The 15513-nt window shown below is 72.7% G+C and carries 14 protein-coding genes, 1 tRNA gene and 1 CRISPR repeat array; of the genes, 2 read left to right on the top strand and 13 right to left on the bottom strand.

Annotated elements, in window-relative coordinates; translation table 11 throughout:
• The first annotated feature begins 184 nt into the window (after window positions 1-184).
• Window positions 185-1393 (top strand): helix-turn-helix domain-containing protein, encoded by a 1209-nt coding sequence (locus JK356_RS02360; RefSeq protein WP_201865796.1) that lies wholly within the window; start codon window positions 185-187, stop codon window positions 1391-1393.
• 1344 nt (window positions 1394-2737) lie between these two features.
• A CRISPR array of direct repeats spans window positions 2738-3374; the repeat unit is 28 nt; unit sequence GGACCATCCCCGCAGGCGCGGGGAGCAC.
• Window positions 3375-3607: 233 nt separating this feature from the next.
• Here JK356_RS02360 and JK356_RS02355 read toward each other — a convergent pair.
• A tRNA-Tyr gene (locus tag JK356_RS02355) sits at window positions 3608-3692 on the bottom strand.
• 140 nt (window positions 3693-3832) lie between these two features.
• Here JK356_RS02355 and JK356_RS02350 point away from each other — a divergent pair.
• Window positions 3833-4321 carry a YajQ family cyclic di-GMP-binding protein gene (locus JK356_RS02350; protein WP_201865795.1) on the top strand — a complete coding sequence of 163 codons (489 nt, stop codon included), beginning with the start codon at window positions 3833-3835 and terminating at the stop codon, window positions 4319-4321.
• Between the two features lie 271 nt (window positions 4322-4592).
• Here JK356_RS02350 and JK356_RS02345 read toward each other — a convergent pair whose 3' ends face one another.
• The 12 genes from JK356_RS02345 to JK356_RS02290 form a co-directional block, all read right to left on the bottom strand.
• Window positions 4593-5021, bottom strand: coding sequence for a YccF domain-containing protein (locus JK356_RS02345; RefSeq protein ID WP_201865794.1), 429 nt, complete (start codon window positions 5019-5021; stop codon window positions 4593-4595).
• The gene (htpX, locus tag JK356_RS02340; protein ID WP_201865793.1) at window positions 5018-5878 is read right to left on the bottom strand and encodes a zinc metalloprotease HtpX; all 861 of its coding nucleotides are present in this window, start codon (window positions 5876-5878) and stop codon (window positions 5018-5020) included. Before htpX ends, JK356_RS02345 begins: the two co-directional genes overlap by 4 nt.
• A 128-nt stretch (window positions 5879-6006) precedes the next feature.
• Window positions 6007-7500, bottom strand: a complete 1494-nt coding sequence (locus JK356_RS02335) for an NADH-quinone oxidoreductase subunit N (RefSeq protein ID WP_201865792.1) — start codon at window positions 7498-7500, stop codon at window positions 6007-6009.
• Window positions 7497-9056, bottom strand: a complete 1560-nt coding sequence (locus JK356_RS02330; protein ID WP_236670673.1) for an NADH-quinone oxidoreductase subunit M — start codon at window positions 9054-9056, stop codon at window positions 7497-7499. The genes JK356_RS02335 and JK356_RS02330 overlap by 4 nt, the downstream gene beginning before the upstream one ends.
• Window positions 9057-9083: 27 nt before the next feature.
• The gene (locus JK356_RS02325; RefSeq protein ID WP_201865790.1) at window positions 9084-11003 is read right to left on the bottom strand and encodes an NADH-quinone oxidoreductase subunit L; all 1920 of its coding nucleotides are present in this window, start codon (window positions 11001-11003) and stop codon (window positions 9084-9086) included.
• Window positions 11000-11323, bottom strand: coding sequence for an NADH-quinone oxidoreductase subunit NuoK (gene nuoK / locus JK356_RS02320; RefSeq protein ID WP_201865789.1), 324 nt, complete (start codon window positions 11321-11323; stop codon window positions 11000-11002). The genes JK356_RS02325 and nuoK overlap by 4 nt, the downstream gene beginning before the upstream one ends.
• Window positions 11323-11871 (bottom strand): NADH-quinone oxidoreductase subunit J, encoded by a 549-nt coding sequence (locus tag JK356_RS02315; protein WP_201866099.1) that lies wholly within the window; start codon window positions 11869-11871, stop codon window positions 11323-11325. Before JK356_RS02315 ends, nuoK begins: the two co-directional genes overlap by 1 nt.
• Before the next feature lie 20 nt (window positions 11872-11891).
• A complete protein-coding gene (locus JK356_RS02310) occupies window positions 11892-12425 on the bottom strand; it encodes an NADH-quinone oxidoreductase subunit I (RefSeq protein WP_201865788.1) in 534 nt (177 codons plus the stop codon).
• Window positions 12422-13381: a complex I subunit 1 family protein gene (locus JK356_RS02305; protein WP_201865787.1), complete on the bottom strand. Its 960-nt coding sequence runs from the start codon at window positions 13379-13381 to the stop codon at window positions 12422-12424. The genes JK356_RS02310 and JK356_RS02305 overlap by 4 nt, the downstream gene beginning before the upstream one ends.
• Window positions 13381-14514 (bottom strand): NADH-quinone oxidoreductase subunit C, encoded by a 1134-nt coding sequence (locus tag JK356_RS02300; protein WP_201865786.1) that lies wholly within the window; start codon window positions 14512-14514, stop codon window positions 13381-13383. The genes JK356_RS02305 and JK356_RS02300 overlap by 1 nt, the downstream gene beginning before the upstream one ends.
• The gene (locus JK356_RS02295; RefSeq protein ID WP_201865785.1) at window positions 14511-15149 is read right to left on the bottom strand and encodes an NADH-quinone oxidoreductase subunit B; all 639 of its coding nucleotides are present in this window, start codon (window positions 15147-15149) and stop codon (window positions 14511-14513) included. The genes JK356_RS02300 and JK356_RS02295 overlap by 4 nt, the downstream gene beginning before the upstream one ends.
• Window positions 15140-15511 carry an NADH-quinone oxidoreductase subunit A gene (locus tag JK356_RS02290; RefSeq protein WP_307815365.1) on the bottom strand — a complete coding sequence of 124 codons (372 nt, stop codon included), beginning with the start codon at window positions 15509-15511 and terminating at the stop codon, window positions 15140-15142. The genes JK356_RS02295 and JK356_RS02290 overlap by 10 nt, the downstream gene beginning before the upstream one ends.
• Window positions 15512-15513 lie beyond the last annotated feature (2 nt).

Here is a 15513-nt window from a genome sequence, read left to right as displayed (position 1 = left end):
CAGCCCTCCACACAGTGGGGAAACGCGATTCCGGCCTGCTTCCCATAGCGCCTGAACGCCCAGCGAAGGGGGTACCGAAACTGCAACGGCCCCCGACGGGTGAAGCGGCGACCAAACGCTGCGCTCCGGCGCTATGGCAGAACTACCGTCCTGATGCCGAGTCAGACGGTGAAAAGAGACCAGCATGCCTGACCACAGCGACACCCCAGCGAAGACCATCGGTACCCGCATCGCGGAAATCCGTGCCATCAGAGGCTTGTCCCTCACCGCGCTGGGGCAGCGCGCGCACGTCTCCGCCTCGCAGCTATCCCGCATCGAACGCGGCCAGCGGCACGCAGGTCCTGGCATGGTCGCCGCCATTGCCCGGGCCTTGGGCGTAGGCGTATCCGTTCTCTACGGGCAGCCGTATGTCCACGCACTCCGGGAGAACCAGCTCGACGGCATGCTTCAGCCGATCCGCACGGCCCTGGATAGCTGGGACCTGCCACCGGACGGCGAGCCGGAGCCCAGGCCACTACCCGTGCTGGAGCACGAAGTAGCGCGCCTGGTCGACATGCGGGTGCGCACGGAGTTCACGCAGATCGCCGAACGACTGCCTGGTCTCATCACCGAGGCCGTACTCATGGCCCAAGCGCATGCGGCCCCTGGCCGCGCGCGGGAGAGGGCCTTCAGGGCGGTGGCAGAGGTTGCTCGGTCTGCGGCGATCGTTGCCTACCGGCTGGGATACATGGATCTCGCGCGGCTCGCGCTCGCCCGTATGGCTGCTGCTGCGCCGCACTCGGGTGATCCACGACAGGTGGCGATCGAGCGCTACGAGCGGGCCCAGATGTCGCACGCGGAGAGTTCTCGGCCGGACCGTGCCGAGGCCATGATGCGCCGTGCGCTGCGGGACCTGGACGACGACCGTGACCGCGCGACGCGGGCAGTACGCGGGACACTCCAGCTGCGCGCAGCGATGATGGCCGCCACTCAAGGCAATATGACGGGAGCAGCGGACTGGCTTGGTCAAGCAGCCGAGCTGGCAGACCAGATCGGCGAGGAGACCAACGACTTCGCGATGGCCTTCGGCAGACTGAACGTACAGCTGAACCGGATGGCGGTACTGACCGCCGCTGACGATCACGCTGGAGCCCTGGCATGCGCGGAGGGTTTACGGCTGCCGCCGGACTATCCGCAGATGCGGGCGGCTGGCTTCTGGATCGGCAAGGCCAGGTCGCAGACCTGGACGGCAGATCACGATGGGGCACTGGAGTCGCTGCTGGAGGCCAAGCGGCTGGCGCCGCAGATGACCCGTTACCACCCGGGCGTGCATGAGACGGTGGGGACGCTGTTGCGGGCGCGTCAGAGGACACCGGAGGCGTTGCGAAGGTTCGCGCGGTGGAGCGGCGTCTGACACAGGACTGATGGGAGCCGCAACAAGCATGCCGAGCCTGGCAATGCCAGCGTGGCAAAGCGTGGGCAAGTTCGCACGGGCACTCTGTGACTGCCAGCGCTCAGTGCGTCACTGGAGTCGATCATGACGAACCTTCCTCGCAGAACAGACGCGCAGCGCGTGCGTCGTCAGCGTCTTGCTGATGCCGCTGCCGGATACAGGCCGTTGTGGCATGGTCCCCTCGCGCCGTGGCTGCCACCTGTAGCCACCGCACACGGCAATCCCTCATGGCCCGCATCCGGCACCGATACCAATGCCACCAGGACCATGCCGCAACGACCAGAACTCCCCCGCACCCTGCCAGGCCGCCCCGCCATGACCACGTTGGCAAACCCCACACCAACCACAGGGACCGCCCTCATCCGCTCGTTGCCCACGCCCCTGCACGTGCTATACGTTCCCCATGCCCAGCCAACGTTTTTCAGCGACACTCCCGGGTTCGCTGCACGACCGCCGGTCCGCTGAAAAACCAACCCCGCCACACCCAGCTGACAACCTCATCACCAGGGCCTTTACCCTGGGGGTCCTCATCGCCCCTAAGAGGGGCAGCAACCCCCGGACCAGCAACGCGGCTGCTGGATTTCCCAGGCGTCCTCAGCGCCCCTAAGAGGAATAGCAACACGGGACCAGCCGTGCTCTCGTAGCTCGTACGCAGGTCCTCATCGCCCCTAAGAGGGGGCATGTCGCCTTGACGGCCACACCTGACGGTGAGGCAGCTAGCAGCCACGTCGCAGGGCTCGCCACCTTCATGGCGGCCCGTGGGACCGCCCGAGGGCGGGACTACGCGGCAGTGCGCGGCCACGGCGACGTGAAGGACGAACGCGGCGTTGCGTGGGACCTGTCCCCGCTGCGAGAGGACGCACGGCTCACGTTCGCGCTGCGGGTGGCTGCCCGAGGTACGAGTGCTCACGGCAGTCGACGAGGGCGGTGGCAACGCCTGGCTTCATCATGGCCGGGAGTCCTCGGCGATGCTGGCCGCGCTCGGCGACCGGACGGTGGCGTACCAGGGCGGGCCACGCCTGCTGTGGAACGAGGTGGAAGCCGTGTGGCGCTGGAGGGAAAAGGCGGGCTCCCCCCGAAGCCGAACGGTTCGGCCTCACCGTCACGCCAGACGGTGAGTCGGCGCGGCTCGACGAGCCCACCCGGCCCGTGGCAAGGAACTGTCCGGGTAGGCCGACTACACAAAGGTCGCGCTCGGCTGCCGTCCCCGCACGACGGCAGTGAAACCTCTGCCGCTGACGCCCATCCCGACGGCCCAGTAGTCATTCCCGCCGGCTCGGGGAGCACTCATTCCACTCCACGCGGTACCACCCCCCGCAGACGCGGGGAGACCTCCCGCTGGGACCGTGTCGGCCAGGATGAGTAGGACCATCCCCGCAGGCGCGGGGAGCACCACGCCACCGGCGCCGCCATGGTCACCCTGGTAGGACCATCCCCGCAGGCGCAGGGAGCACGGTCTGGCAGCTGGTGTGCCCGGACTGCGGCACGGACCATCCCCGCAGGCGCGGGGAGCACGTTCGGCAGCAGGACGAGGCCGCGCCGTCCGGCGGACCATCCCCGCAGGCGCGGGGAGCACGACGGAGCCGCGCTGCTCGACGAGGTGGAAGCCGGACCATCCCCGCAGGCGCGGGGAGCACACGGACCGGGCGGCCAGCAGCAGGATGAAGATGGGACCATCCCCGCAGGCGCGGGGAGCACTTCTTGGGTCCCTTGCCGCAGGTGACGCAGGTCGGACCATCCCCGCAGGCGCGGGGAGCACCAGGCTCTCCTGGCGGCGGCCTCCAGCAGCGCCGGACCATCCCCGCAGGCGCGGGGAGCACGGGAACCGGACCCCCGCACCGTACGTGCCGGACGGACCATCCCCGCAGGCGCGGGGAGCACGGTGTGCTGGCCGAGGCGATCAAGGCGTGTGGGGGACCATCCCCGCAGGCGCGGGGAGCACACTTGATGACCTGCGGCGTTGCCTCGGGACACCGTCGTTTTCATTTAGCCAGGTGAGCGGCAACGAGAGTAGTCCGTCGGGGTTCGCTGGCGGCAGGCAGTGTCTCGGGCCGTCGGGGCGGAGCCGGTGCGGGGCGGCGGTCCCGCTGCTGGCGGTGTGAGGAAGACCAGCAGGTCCCTGGAAACGGCGGAGGCCCCTGCCTGCGGAGGTGCAGACCAGGGGCCTTCGTCCGGTGGTGGCGGCGCCAGGATTCGAACCTGGGAAGGCTGAGCCGGCAGATTTACAGTCTGCTCCCTTTGGCCGCTCGGGCACACCGCCTCGGGACGCCGTAAACGATACCTGATCCCCCGGGGTGGTCCGCCACTCGGTTGACCTGGATTGTGCTGGGAGGCCAGACGGCGGGGGTGGTTAGGCTGTCGCCGACCCAGCCCTGCGACAGTGTGTGAGGAGCCACAACCATGGCCGACTCCAGTTTCGACATCGTCTCGAAGGTCGACCGGCAGGAGGTCGACAACGCCCTCAACCAGGCGGCCAAGGAGATCTCCCAGCGCTACGACTTCCGGGGTGTGGGGGCGTCCATCGCCTGGTCGGGTGAGCGGATCGAGATCCGCGCCAACGCCGAGGAGCGCGCCAAGGCCGTGCTCGACATCTTCCAGTCCAAGCTGGTCAAGCGCGGGATCTCGCTGAAGGCGCTCGACGCCGGCGAGCCGCAGCCCTCGGGCAAGGAGTTCAAGCTGTTCTGCACGATCAAGGAGGGCATCTCCCCGGAGAACGCGAAGAAGGTCGCCAAGCTCATCCGCGACGAGGGCCCCAAGGGCGTGAAGGCCCAGGTGCAGGGCGACGAGCTGCGGGTCAGCTCCAAGAGCCGGGACGCGCTCCAGGCCGTGCAGCGCCTGGTGCGGGAGGCCGACTTCGACTTCGCGATGCAGTTCGTGAACTACCGCTGACGAACCGGGCCGGGGAGATTTCTCCGCCAGCGCGAAAGGAAGCCCCGCCCATCCGCCACGGGGGACGACGGAGGAGCGGGGCGCCTCCGCGGCGCGGGCGGCCGCTCCGGATACGGTCCGCTGGCCGTGCCGTCGTCGGCGGCCGTGAGCCGCAGCCCGCGCGGCTACCGCCCCCGCAGGCGTTGCCGGCGCTGGATGGCTGGCGCGTGAGACGTGGCACGCTCCCAGACCGCCTCGAACGCCGAGGCACAGCCCCCTGGACCGCCGCAGGTCAGATGTCGCGCGTGATGGTCCAGGCGCGGGGCCTGACGACGACCGGGAGCAGCTTGAAGTGCTCGCTGGCGAAGAAGAAGGCGATCAGGGTGGCGGCGAAGACCAGCCCGAGCACGACGTGCGCCAGGATGATCCACACGCCGCCTGCCAGCAGCCACAGCAGGTTCCTCGGGTCGTACCACGGCGGCCCGGCCTCGTCCTCGGGCAGCGGCGCCGGCGCGTAGGCCATGGGCCACAGCACATAGGCAGCCAGCCGGAACGAGGCCAGGCCCCAGCGGAACGTGACGACCAGCAGGCAGGCGATCACCCCGGCCAGGGCGTAGAGGACCGCGAGCCACAGGCCGGAGAAGACGAACCACAGCCCGTTGAGCAGCGCGCGGAGGGCCGGCCGGTCCTCCGCCCCGGTCGCGGCCCCGGCCGTGCTCATCTGGGGCCGCCCGCCATGTGCTCCAGGCGCGCGATGCGGTCGGCCATCGGCGGGTGGGTGGCGAACATCCGCGCCAGGCCGTCGCCGCGCCGGAACGGGTTGGCGATCATCATGTGGCTGGCCGTCTCCAGCTGCGGCTCCGGGCGCAGCGGCCGCAGCTGCGTGCCGGTCTCCAGCTTCCGCAGCGCGCTCGCCAGGGCCAGCGGGTCGCCGGTGAGGATCGCGCCGCTGGCGTCGGCCTCGTACTCGCGGGACCGGCTGACGGCGAGCTGGATCAGGGACGCGGCGATCGGGCCGAGGATCATGACCAGCAGCATTCCGAGGATGCCGGGGCCGTCCTCGTCGTCCCGGCCGATGGGGATGAACCACGCGAAGTTGACCAGGAACATGATCACGGCGGCCATGGCGCCGGCCACCGAGGAGATCAGGATGTCGCGGTTGTAGACGTGGCTCAGCTCGTGCCCCAGGACGCCGCGCAGCTCGCGCTCGTTGAGCAGGTTCAGGATGCCCTCGGTGCAGCAGACGGCCGCGTTACGGGGATTGCGGCCGGTGGCGAAGGCGTTGGGTGCCTCGGTCGGGGAGATGTAGAGGCGGGGCATGGGCTGCCGGGCGGCCCCGGCCAGCTCGCGGACCATCCGGTACAGACCGGGTGCCTCGAACTCGCTGACGGGCCGGGCCCGCATGGAACGCAGCGCAAGCTTGTCGCTGTTCCAGTAGGCGTAGCCGTTGGTGGCGAGCGCGGCGAACAGGGCGATGAGGAGTCCGGTGCGGCCGAAGAAACTGCCGATCAGCAAGATCAGCGCGGACATCCCGCCCAGCAGGGCGGCGGTCCGCAGTCCGTTGTGCCGGCGGTGCACGGTGTGCCCTCCAGGTTGAGCGGTGGGGGGACTCCGGATGTTCCGGATGCCGGAGTTTCTCCACTAACAGTGGACACTCCCGGACTGCACAACGCCATACTCCAGTGAACCGTTCCCTCACACTCCCCCTACAGGAGGGTGCCGGAGGCGAACGTGAGGACCAGCTGGGGGGCGCCGGACAGCACCACGGCGATGCCCGCGGCCAGCCCTATCGCCCCGCCGAGCGGCAGCGGCACCCGCTCCGCCGCCGCTTCCCCGGCGCCGCGGAACAGCAGCGCCGTCCAGCGCAGGTAGTACACGAGCGCCACGGCGACGTTCACGGCCATGACGACCGCGAGCACGCCCAGGCCCGCGCCGACGGCCGACTCGAAGACCGCCAGCTTGGCGAAGAGCCCGATGACGCCCGGCGGCAGCCCGGCCAGGCACAGCAGGAAGAACGCCATGGCCAGTGCGGCCAGCGGCTGCCGGGCGTACAGGCCGCGGTAGTCCTCGATCCGGTGCGCCTGCCGCTGCCGCTCGACGTGCGCGGCGACGGCGAACGCGCCGAGGTTGACCGCGCCATACATCAGAGCGTAGGCGACGGTGGTGCCGACGGCCGCCGAGACGTCGCCGGGCCCGTCCGCGTAGCCCGCAGCCGCCAGCGGCACCAGCAGGTAGCCCGCCTGCCCGACGGACGACCAGGCCAGCAGCCGGACGGCGCCGTGCGGGGCGCGCGGGTCGGCGCGCAGCGCGGCGGCGTTCCCGGCGGTCATGGTCAGCCCGGCGAGCACGGCGAGGGCGGGCCCCCACAGGTCGCCGTGGCCGGGGAAGGCCCGCGCGGTCACCAGGGCCAGGCCGGCCAGGCCCGCGGTCTTGCCGACGACCGACAGATAGGCGGCCACGGGCACGGGCGCGCCGGCGTAGGTCTCGGGCACCCAGAAGTGGAACGGCACGGCCGCCGCCTTGAACGCGAAGGCGACCAGCGTCAGCACGACGCCCGCCTGGGCGAGGGTGTCCAGGCGCGGGTCGGGGTCCAGCGGGCCGTCCGCGATCGCCGCGAAGAACAGGCTGCCGCTGGTGGCGTAGACGAAGCCGATGCCGAGCAGGCCGACGGCCGTGGCGGTGACCGAGGACAGGAAGAACTTCACGGCGGCCTCGCCGCCGGCGCCGTCGCGCCGCAGCGCGACCAGGGCGTACGCCGGGAGAGTGGTGACCTCCAGCGCGATGACGAGGGTGGCCAGGTCGCGGGCGGCGGGCAGCAGCGCCGCGCCCGAGGCGGAGGCCAGCAGCAGGAACCAGAACTCGCCGGCGGGCAGCCGGCCGCCGTCGTCACGGGACAGCTCGGGCAGCGACAGCAGCGCCGTCAGCAGCGCGCCGCCCAGCACCAGCAGCTGCACGATCAGCGCGAAGCGGTCGGCGCCGTAGGCGCACAGCTCCTGCTGGCAGAACGTGGCCCGGTCGCCGTCGCGCAGCGGCAGCAGGGACAGCGCGGCCAGCGCCAGCGCGGCGGCGGCCAGCCAGCCGAGCAGCGGCTTGCGGGCGGGCGGCACGAACAGGTCGGCCAGCAGCACCGCCACGGCGGCGGCCGCGGGGATCACCGCCGGGGCGAGCACCGCCCAGTCCACGCTCTGGATCACGGTCATCGGGCGACTCCCGGCAGGAGGTTCTGCACGGCGGGATCGGTCAGCGACAGCAGCAGCGCCGGCCACAGCCCGGCCAGCAGCGTCAGCGCGGCCAGCGGCGTGAACGCGGCGTACTCGTGCCGCCGCAGGTCAACGAGCGCCCCGTTCTCCTCGCGCGCCGCCCCGGGTTCGCCCATGCACACCCGGCGCACCACCAGCAGCAGGTAGGCGGCGGTCAGCAGGGTGCCGAACGCGGCGACGGCGAGGAAGACGAGGTAGGCGGGGCGGCTGAGCCCGTCGGCCGGGCGGAACGCCCCCAGCATGGCCAGCAGCTCGCCCCAGAACCCGGCCAGCCCCGGCAGGCCGAGGGAGGCGACGGCCGCGAACGCCAGCAGCCCGCCGAAGCGGGGCGTGCGCCCGTACAGCGCGGCGCCGGTGGCGCCGGCGAGCCGGTCCAGGTCGGTGGAGCCGGTGCGTTCCTTCAGCGCGCCGACGAGGAAGAACAGCAGGCCGGTGATCAGGCCGTGCGCGATGTTGGCGAACAGCGCCCCGTTGACGCCGGTGTGGGTGAGGGTGGCGATGCCCAGCAGCACGAAGCCCATGTGGCCGACCGACGAGTACGCGATCAGCCGCTTCAGGTCGCCGCCCGCGCCCTCGCGCACCAGCGCCAGGCAGGCCAGCGACCCGTAGACGATGCCGGTGACGGCGAACGCCGCCAGGTAGGGCGCGAAGGTCTCCATGCCCTCGGGCGCCATCGGCAGCGCGATGCGCACCAGGCCGTAGGTGCCCATCTTCAGCAGCACCCCGGCCAGCAGCACCGAGCCGGTGGTGGGGGCGGCGGTGTGGGCGTCCGGCAGCCAGCTGTGCAGCGGCCACATCGGCGTCTTGACGGCGAGGCCGATGCCCAGCGCCAGCACGGCGAGCACCTGCGTGCCGTGGCTGAGGCCGTCGCCCTGCCGCGCCGCCAGCTCGACCATGTCGAACGTGCCCGCCGTGACGCCGATGAGCAGCAGCCCCAGCAGCATCACGGCCGAGCCGAGGACCGTGAACAGCACGAACTTCCAGGCCGCCTGGGCCCGCCCTTCGCCGCCCCAGCGGGCGATGAGGAAGTACATCGGGACCAGCACCGTCTCGAAGGCCAGGAAGAACAGCACCAGGTCGAGCGCGGCGAACGTCGCCATCGTGCCGGCCTGGAGCAGCAGCGTCAGCGCGGTGAACACCGCGGCGGGGCGCTCGGGCGGCCGGGCGTAGCTGTAGAGGGCGCACAGGAACGACAGCAGTGCCGTCAGCACCAGCAGCGGCAGCGAGACGCCGTCCACGCCCAGGTGCAGCCGCACGCCGAGCGCGGGGATCCAGTCCAGGTCGGTCTCGGCCTGCACCACGCCGGGCCGGTCGTGGTCGAAGCCGGCCGCGAGCAGCAGCGTGCCGGCCAGCACCGCGCCGGTGACGGTGACGCCGTGCCGCAGCACGTCCTGCTCCGGCCCGTGCTTGCCGCGCAGCCCGGGCGGCGCGGGCAGCAGCGCGGCGAGCGCCCCCAGCAACGGCAGCACGATGACGGCGGCGAGCAGCAGCCTCATCGCGGTGTCGTTCAGCTCGATCACGGCTCAGCCTCCGGCGGCGACGAGGACGGCGGCGGCCAGCAGCAGGGAGCCGGCGGCCAGCGCGCTGAGGTAGGTCTGGGCGTTGCCGGTCTGGGCGCGGCGGGTGAGGAAGCCGAGCCAGCCGGGCGCGGCCGCGGCGCCCCGCACGTAGGTGTCGAGGACGGCCCGGTCCAGGAACCGCACGAGCCGGGCGGCGCCCCGCACCGGGGCGACGAACGCGGCGGCGTAGGCGGCGTCCAGGTGGAACCCGGCGCGGGCGTGCGGCAGCAGCGGCCCCAGCAGGGCGGGCGCCGGGTCGGTCGCCGCGTCCGCGTCGCCGAAGTCGCTCTCGTAGGCGCGGCGCCAGGCGGCGTAGGTGACGGCGCCGCCGGCCAGGGCCGCGCCGGCCGCCAGCAGGGACGTGGTCAGCTCGGGCCCGAGCGAGCCGCCGTCCCACCAGTCGGGCAGCACCTGGTAGGCGAGGCCGAAGGCCAGCGACGGCACGGCCAGCAGCCACAGCACGGCGGTCATCGCCGGGCTGGCGCCCTCGTGCACCGGCAGCGGCTCGGTGCGGGCGCCGACCGGGTCGTGGAAGGCCAGCAGCCACAGCCTCGCCGCGTAGGCGGCGGTCAGCAGCGCGGTGAGCAGCCCGGCGACCAGCACGGTCCAGCCGGCGGCCGCGGGCACGCCGTGGCCGGGGTCGAGCGCGGCGTGCTCGGCCGCCCCTATCACGGCCTCCTTGGAGAAGAACCCGGCGAACGGCGGCACGGCGGCCAGCGCCAGCAGGCCGATCGTCATCGCCCAGTAGGCGTCGGGGGCGCGGCGCCCCAGGTCCCGCAGCCGGGACATGGCGGTCAGCGAGCCGGTGCCGGCGGTGTGGATGAGCACCCCGGCGGCCAGGAACAGCATCGCCTTGAACGCGCCGTGGCTCAGCAGGTGGAACACGGCGGCCTCGCGGTCGGCGACGGCCAGCGCGCCGGTCATGAAGCCGAGCTGGCCGATCGTCGAGTAGGCCAGGACGCGTTTGATGTCGTCCTGCGCGAGCGCGGCGAGCGCCGACAGCAGCATGGTGGCGGCGGCCACCACGGCGAGCACGACCAGCGCGGCGGCCGAGGCGGTGAACACCGGCAGCAGCCGGGCGATGGCGTAGACGCCGGCCGCGACCATCGTGGCGGCGTGGATGAGCGCCGAGACCGGCGTCGGACCGGCCATGGCGTCGGGCAGCCAGGTGTGGAGCGGCACCTGCGCGGACTTGCCCGCCACGCCGGCGAGCAGCAGCAGCGCGATGACCGTGGGGTGGTCGAGCTCGGTGCCGGACAGCGGGGACGTCAGGCGGGCGACGAGCGTGCTGATGCGGAACGTGCCGGCCTCGGTGGCCAGCGCCAGGATGCCGATGAGGAACGGCACGTCGCCGAGCTTGGTGACGAGGAACGCCTTCAGCGAGGCGGCGCGCGCGGCGGAGGTCTCCCAGTAGTGGCCGACGAGGAAGTACGAGCAGATGCCCATGACCTCCCAGCCGACGAGCAGCACGATCAGGTCGTCGGCGTAGACCACCAGCAGCATCGCGGCAGTGAACAGCGACACCAGCGCCGCGTAGGAGGGGTAGCGGACGTCGCCGCGCATGTAGCCGGTGGAGTACACCTGCACGCACGTGGCGACGACGGCGACCAGCACGGCCACCAGCACGGCGAAGCCGTCGAGGTGGAACGCCAGCGAGATCGCCAGCGCGGGGTCGCCGGCGTCGGCGAGCGTCGTCGCGGCGGTGACCGGATCACCGCCGCCCTGCCGCACGGCGACGTAGCCGGCCAGCACGGCGGCGGCCAGCGTCGGCAGCACGGCCAGCGGCCGGACGAAGCCGGGCGCGGTGCGCCCGGTGAGCAGGATGAGCGCCGCCGCGGCGAAGGGCAGCAGCGGGACGAGGGCGGCGGCGGTGGCGGTGTTCACGTGACGGTCTTCTCCCCCTCGCGGAGGTCGCGGAGGCGGTCGACGGCGGAGACGCCGCGGTTGCGGTACACCATCAGCACGATGGCCAGGCCGATGCCGATCTCGGCGGCGGCCAGGGCGATGAGGAAGAGCGTAAAGACCTGCCCCGAGCGCAGCGCGTCACGCAGCCAGACGTCGAAGGCGACGAGGTTGAGGCTGACGGCGGCGAGCATCAGCTCGACCGACATCAGCACCAGGATGACGTTGCGCCGGGCCAGCACGCCGTACAGGCCGGTGCAGAACAGCAGCGCGGCCAGCACGGCCGGGTAGAGCAGGTGCATCAGCGGTCACCGCCCTTCCGGGACAGCACGATCGCGCCGACGAGCGCGGCCAGCAGCAGCACGGACAGCGCCTCGAACGGCAGCACCCAGTGGCGGAACAGGCTCTCGCCGACCTGCCCGGAGGCGCCGTGCGGGGTGTCCAGGTCGATCCACGCGGTGCGGAAGGCGTCCACGACCAGCGTGACGAGCGTGGCGGCCGCCGCCAGCGCCACGGCGAGCGCGACGGGCCGGTTGCGGGAGTCGGCGTCCGGTGAGGGCCCGATGGGCGCCTTGGTCAGCATCAGGCCGAACAGCAGCAGCACGACGACCGAGCCGAGGTAGATGAGCACCTGCACCCAGGCGACGAACTCGGCGGTCAGCATCAGGTAGTGGACGGCGAGCCCGCCGAGCGCCACGACCAGCCACAGCGCCGCGTGCACCAGCTGCCTGCTGGTCACGCACAGCACGGCGGCGCCGAGCACGACGAGGCCGACGAGGACGAAGACGATCTCCTGCCCGGTGGGCGACAGCAGGTCCCCGCCGTCCTGCGACCGGGCGGCCGCGGCCAGGGCGCCGCTGAGCGGGAGCGTCACGGGCGGTCACCCCGTTCCCGCTCCAGGCGTTCGGCGGCCTTGCGGGCGGCGGCCAGCTCCTTGGGCTCCTCGGCGCCCGGGTCGAGCGGCGGGGGCTCGGGGACGGTCCACATCCACTCCCGGAGCCGGTCGCGTTCGTGCGTCAGCTCCCGGATGTCGGTCTCGGCGTACTCGAACTCCGGCGACCAGAACAGCGCGTCGAACGGGCACACCTCGACGCAGATGCCGCAGTACATGCACAGCGCGAAGTCGATGGCGAAGCGGTCGAGGACGTTGCGGCTGCGTTCGCGCCCGCCGGGGGCGGCCGGGGGCAGCGTCTCCTTGTGGGAGTCGATGTAGATGCACCAGTCGGGGCACTCGCGGGCGCACAGCATGCAGACCGTGCAGTTCTCCTCGAACAGCCCGATCACGCCCCGGCTGCGCGGCGGCAGCTCGGGGCTGGTCTCCGGGTACTGCTGGGTGACGGCCCGCCGCGTCATGGTGCGCAGCGTGATCGCCAGCCCCTTGGCCAGGCCCGTTCCGAAGCTCATGACGTCACCACCCTGAACACGCCGGTCAGCGCGATCTGCGCCAGCGCCAGCGGCACCAGCACCGTCCAGGCGAACCGCTGGATCTGGTCGGCCCGCAGCCGCGGCCAGGCCACCCGCGCCCAGATGACGGCAAAGCTCAGCGCGCCGGTCTTCAGCAGCATCCACAGCCAGCCGAGCTGGTCCGGGAACGGGCCGTGCCAGCCGCCGAAGAACAGCACTGCCGTCAGCGCCGAGATGACCACGATGCCCGCGTACTCGGCGAGCAGGAAGAGCGCGAACCGCAGCCCCGAGTACTCGGTGAAGGCGCCGAAGATGATCTCCTCGGGCGCGATCGGCGCGTCGAACGGCGGGCGCTGGAGCTCGGCGAGCCCGGCGGTGAAGAACACGAAGGCGCCGATGAGCTGCCAGGGCACCCACCACCACTCGAACTCGCTGAGGATGCCGGTCAGGCTCAGCGTTCCGGCGGCCATGGCCACGGACGCGGCCGACAGCAGCAGCGGCAGCTCGTAGGCCATCAGCTGGGCGGCGGTGCGCAGGCCGCCGAGCAGCGCGTACTTGTTGGCGGAGGCCCAGCCGCCCATGAGGGAGCCGAGCACGCCGATGCCGAGGACGGCCAGCACGAAGAAGATGCCCGCGTCCAGGGTCTCCCCCACCAGGCCACCGGGGCCGAGCGGGATGGCGACGAGGACGATCAGGTACGGGATGAGGGCGAGGGCGGGGGCCAGCTGGAAGACCCGCCGGTCGGCGCCCTCGGGGACGGTGTCCTCCTTCTGCGCGAACTTCACGCCGTCGGCGACGAGCTGCGCCCAGCCGTGGAAGCCGCCGGCGTGCATCGGGCCGACGCGGCCCTGCATGTGGGCCATGACCTTGTGCTCGGTCTGGCCGACGAGGAGCGGCAGCAGCAGGAACGCCACCAGCACGGCGGCCACGCGCACCGCCACGTCGAGCACGTCCATCACCCGCCCCCTTCTCCGCCGGCCCCGTCGCCGGGTCCGGCGTCCTGCGCACCGGCGTCACCGGCCTCGTCGTCCTGCCGCCCGCTGCCGGGGCCCCGGCCGGGGCCGCCGTCGCGGTCCGCCTGGTCCTCGCGGTGCTCCGGGCCGCTGCCGGCGGGGCCGGCCGCCGGTTCGTCCCGCGGGCCGGCCGGGCCCTCGCCGGCCGGCTGGTTCCGGCGGCGTGCGGGCGCCGGGCCCTCCCCGGTCCCGGGCTGGGGCGCAGGCTGGGCAGGGGCTCCGGCGTCGGTCTCCGCCCCGGCGGCGCGCTGCCAGGGCGTGTCCTGGTTCCGGCCCCGGGAGGGTGCGGCCGGCCTGGACGCGGCCGCGCGCTGGCTGGCCGAGCCCTCGCTGGCCGACCGGTTGCGGCGCGGCCGGGGCGCCGGCGCACCCGGCTCCGCCGGCCCGGTTGCCGCCGCGCGCTGGCTGGCCGAGCCCTCGCTCGCCGACCGGTTCCGCCGGGGCCGGGCGGGCCGGGTCCCGCCGGCCGCGCCGGCGCGGCGGCGCGCGGCGGGCGCCGCGGGCAGCTGGCCCTTGAGCGGGCCCCACTCGTTGGGGTCCGGCACGCCCGGCGGCAGCATCTGCCGGCGCCGGGGCCCGCCGTGCGACGGCTCGCCCGGCTCCTTGGCGCCCGGCCACGCCTTGGCGACGCGGGCGGCGAGCACGAAGTCCTTGCGCAGCGGGTGCCCCTCGAACCCCTCGGGCAGCAGCAGCGGTTCGAGCCCGGGGTGGCCGTCGAAGCCGACGCCGAACATCTCGTGCGTCTCCCGCTCGTGCCAGGCGGCGCCCGCGTACACGCCGGTCGCCGTGGGCAGCGAGCCGCCGTCGCGCGGCACGGTGGTGCGCAGCAGCAGCCGCCGCACGCCCGGCAGGGCCACGACGTGCGCACACACCCGCAGCCCGGTGCCCGGCTCGTCCACGGCGCTGAGCCAGTCGAAGAAGGTGCACCCCAGGTCGTCGCGCGCGGCGCGCAGCGCCCGCGTCCAGCCCTCCCCCGGCTCGACGTCCACGGTCAGCAGCCCGTACGCCTCCTCGGCGCGGGCGCCGTCGCCGAAGATCTCCTCGGCCGGCCGGGGCAGCCAGCCCGCCTCCGTCACGCCCGCTCCCCCTCACCAGGCTCACCAGACTCACCGGACTCACCGGACTCACCGGACTCGCCAGCCGCACCGGGCGTCCGCTCCGGCGGCGCGACCAGGCCGCCGCTGAGCGCGGCCGGGGACGGCGACGACGGCGACGGCGACGCGGTGTACCGCTCGGCCGTCGACTCGGCGGCGATCTTCTCCTGGAGGGTGAGGATCCCGTGCAGCAGCGCCTCGGGCCGGGGCGGGCAGCCCGGCACATACACGTCGACCGGGATGATCTGGTCGACGCCCTTGGTCACGGCGTACGAGTCCCAGTACGGCCCGCCGCAGTTGGAGCAGGCACCGAAGGAGATGACGTACTTCGGCTCCGGCATCTGCTCGTACAGCCGCTTGACGGCCGGCGCCATCTTGTCGGTGACGGTGCCCGAGACGACCATCAGGTCCGCCTGCCGGGGCCCGGGCGCGAACGGGATGACGCCCAGCCGGATGAAGTCGTGCCGCGACATCGACGCGGCGATGAACTCGATGGCGCAGCAGGCCAGCCCGAAGTTGAACACCCAGAGGCTGTAGCGGCGGCCCCAGTTGAGGATGACCTTCATCGGCTCGGGCGCCAGCCGTGCCAGCGGGCCGAGCGACGGTCTTACGTCCATGCCAAGACGCCCTTCCGCCAGGCGTACACGAGCCCTGTCGCCAGGAAACCGAGGAAGACGAACATCTCGGTCAGCGTCACGCCGCCGAAGTGCTCCCCGGCGAAGACCGTCGCCCAGGGAAAGAGGAAGATCGCGTCCACGGCGAAGATCACGTACAGGAAGGCGTACAGGTAGTACCGCACCTGCGTATGCGCCCAGCCCTCTCCCACGGGGTCGACGCCGCACTCGTAGGCCAGCAGCTTCTCGGGCGTGGGCGCCACGGGGCGGAGCAGCCGTCCGGCCGTGAAGGCGACGAGGACGAACAGCACGCCAACGACCGCGACCAGTCCGACGACCGCGTAGCCGTGGAAGTAGTCGGGCACGT

Source organism: Streptomyces sp. 7-21, assembly GCF_016741785.1.
In the GTDB taxonomy this organism is placed as follows: domain Bacteria; phylum Actinomycetota; class Actinomycetes; order Streptomycetales; family Streptomycetaceae; genus Streptomyces.
The sequence above is the reverse complement of the archived record's forward strand: the minus strand, read 5'-3'. Positions and strand labels throughout refer to the sequence as shown.

Coding starts and splice junctions, on each gene's coding strand:
- JK356_RS02360 (WP_201865796.1), top strand. CDS start 185: ATGCCTGACCACAGCGACACCCCAGCGAAGACCATCGGTACCCGCATC.
- JK356_RS02350 (WP_201865795.1), top strand. CDS start 3,833: ATGGCCGACTCCAGTTTCGACATCGTCTCGAAGGTCGACCGGCAGGAG.
- JK356_RS02345 (WP_201865794.1), bottom strand. CDS start 5,021: ATGAGCACGGCCGGGGCCGCGACCGGGGCGGAGGACCGGCCGGCCCTC.
- JK356_RS02335 (WP_201865792.1), bottom strand. CDS start 7,500: ATGACCGTGATCCAGAGCGTGGACTGGGCGGTGCTCGCCCCGGCGGTG.
- JK356_RS02330 (WP_236670673.1), bottom strand. CDS start 9,056: ATGAGGCTGCTGCTCGCCGCCGTCATCGTGCTGCCGTTGCTGGGGGCG.
- nuoK (WP_201865789.1), bottom strand. CDS start 11,323: ATGCACCTGCTCTACCCGGCCGTGCTGGCCGCGCTGCTGTTCTGCACC.
- JK356_RS02310 (WP_201865788.1), bottom strand. CDS start 12,425: ATGAGCTTCGGAACGGGCCTGGCCAAGGGGCTGGCGATCACGCTGCGC.
- JK356_RS02305 (WP_201865787.1), bottom strand. CDS start 13,381: ATGGACGTGCTCGACGTGGCGGTGCGCGTGGCCGCCGTGCTGGTGGCG.
- JK356_RS02295 (WP_201865785.1), bottom strand. CDS start 15,149: ATGGACGTAAGACCGTCGCTCGGCCCGCTGGCACGGCTGGCGCCCGAG.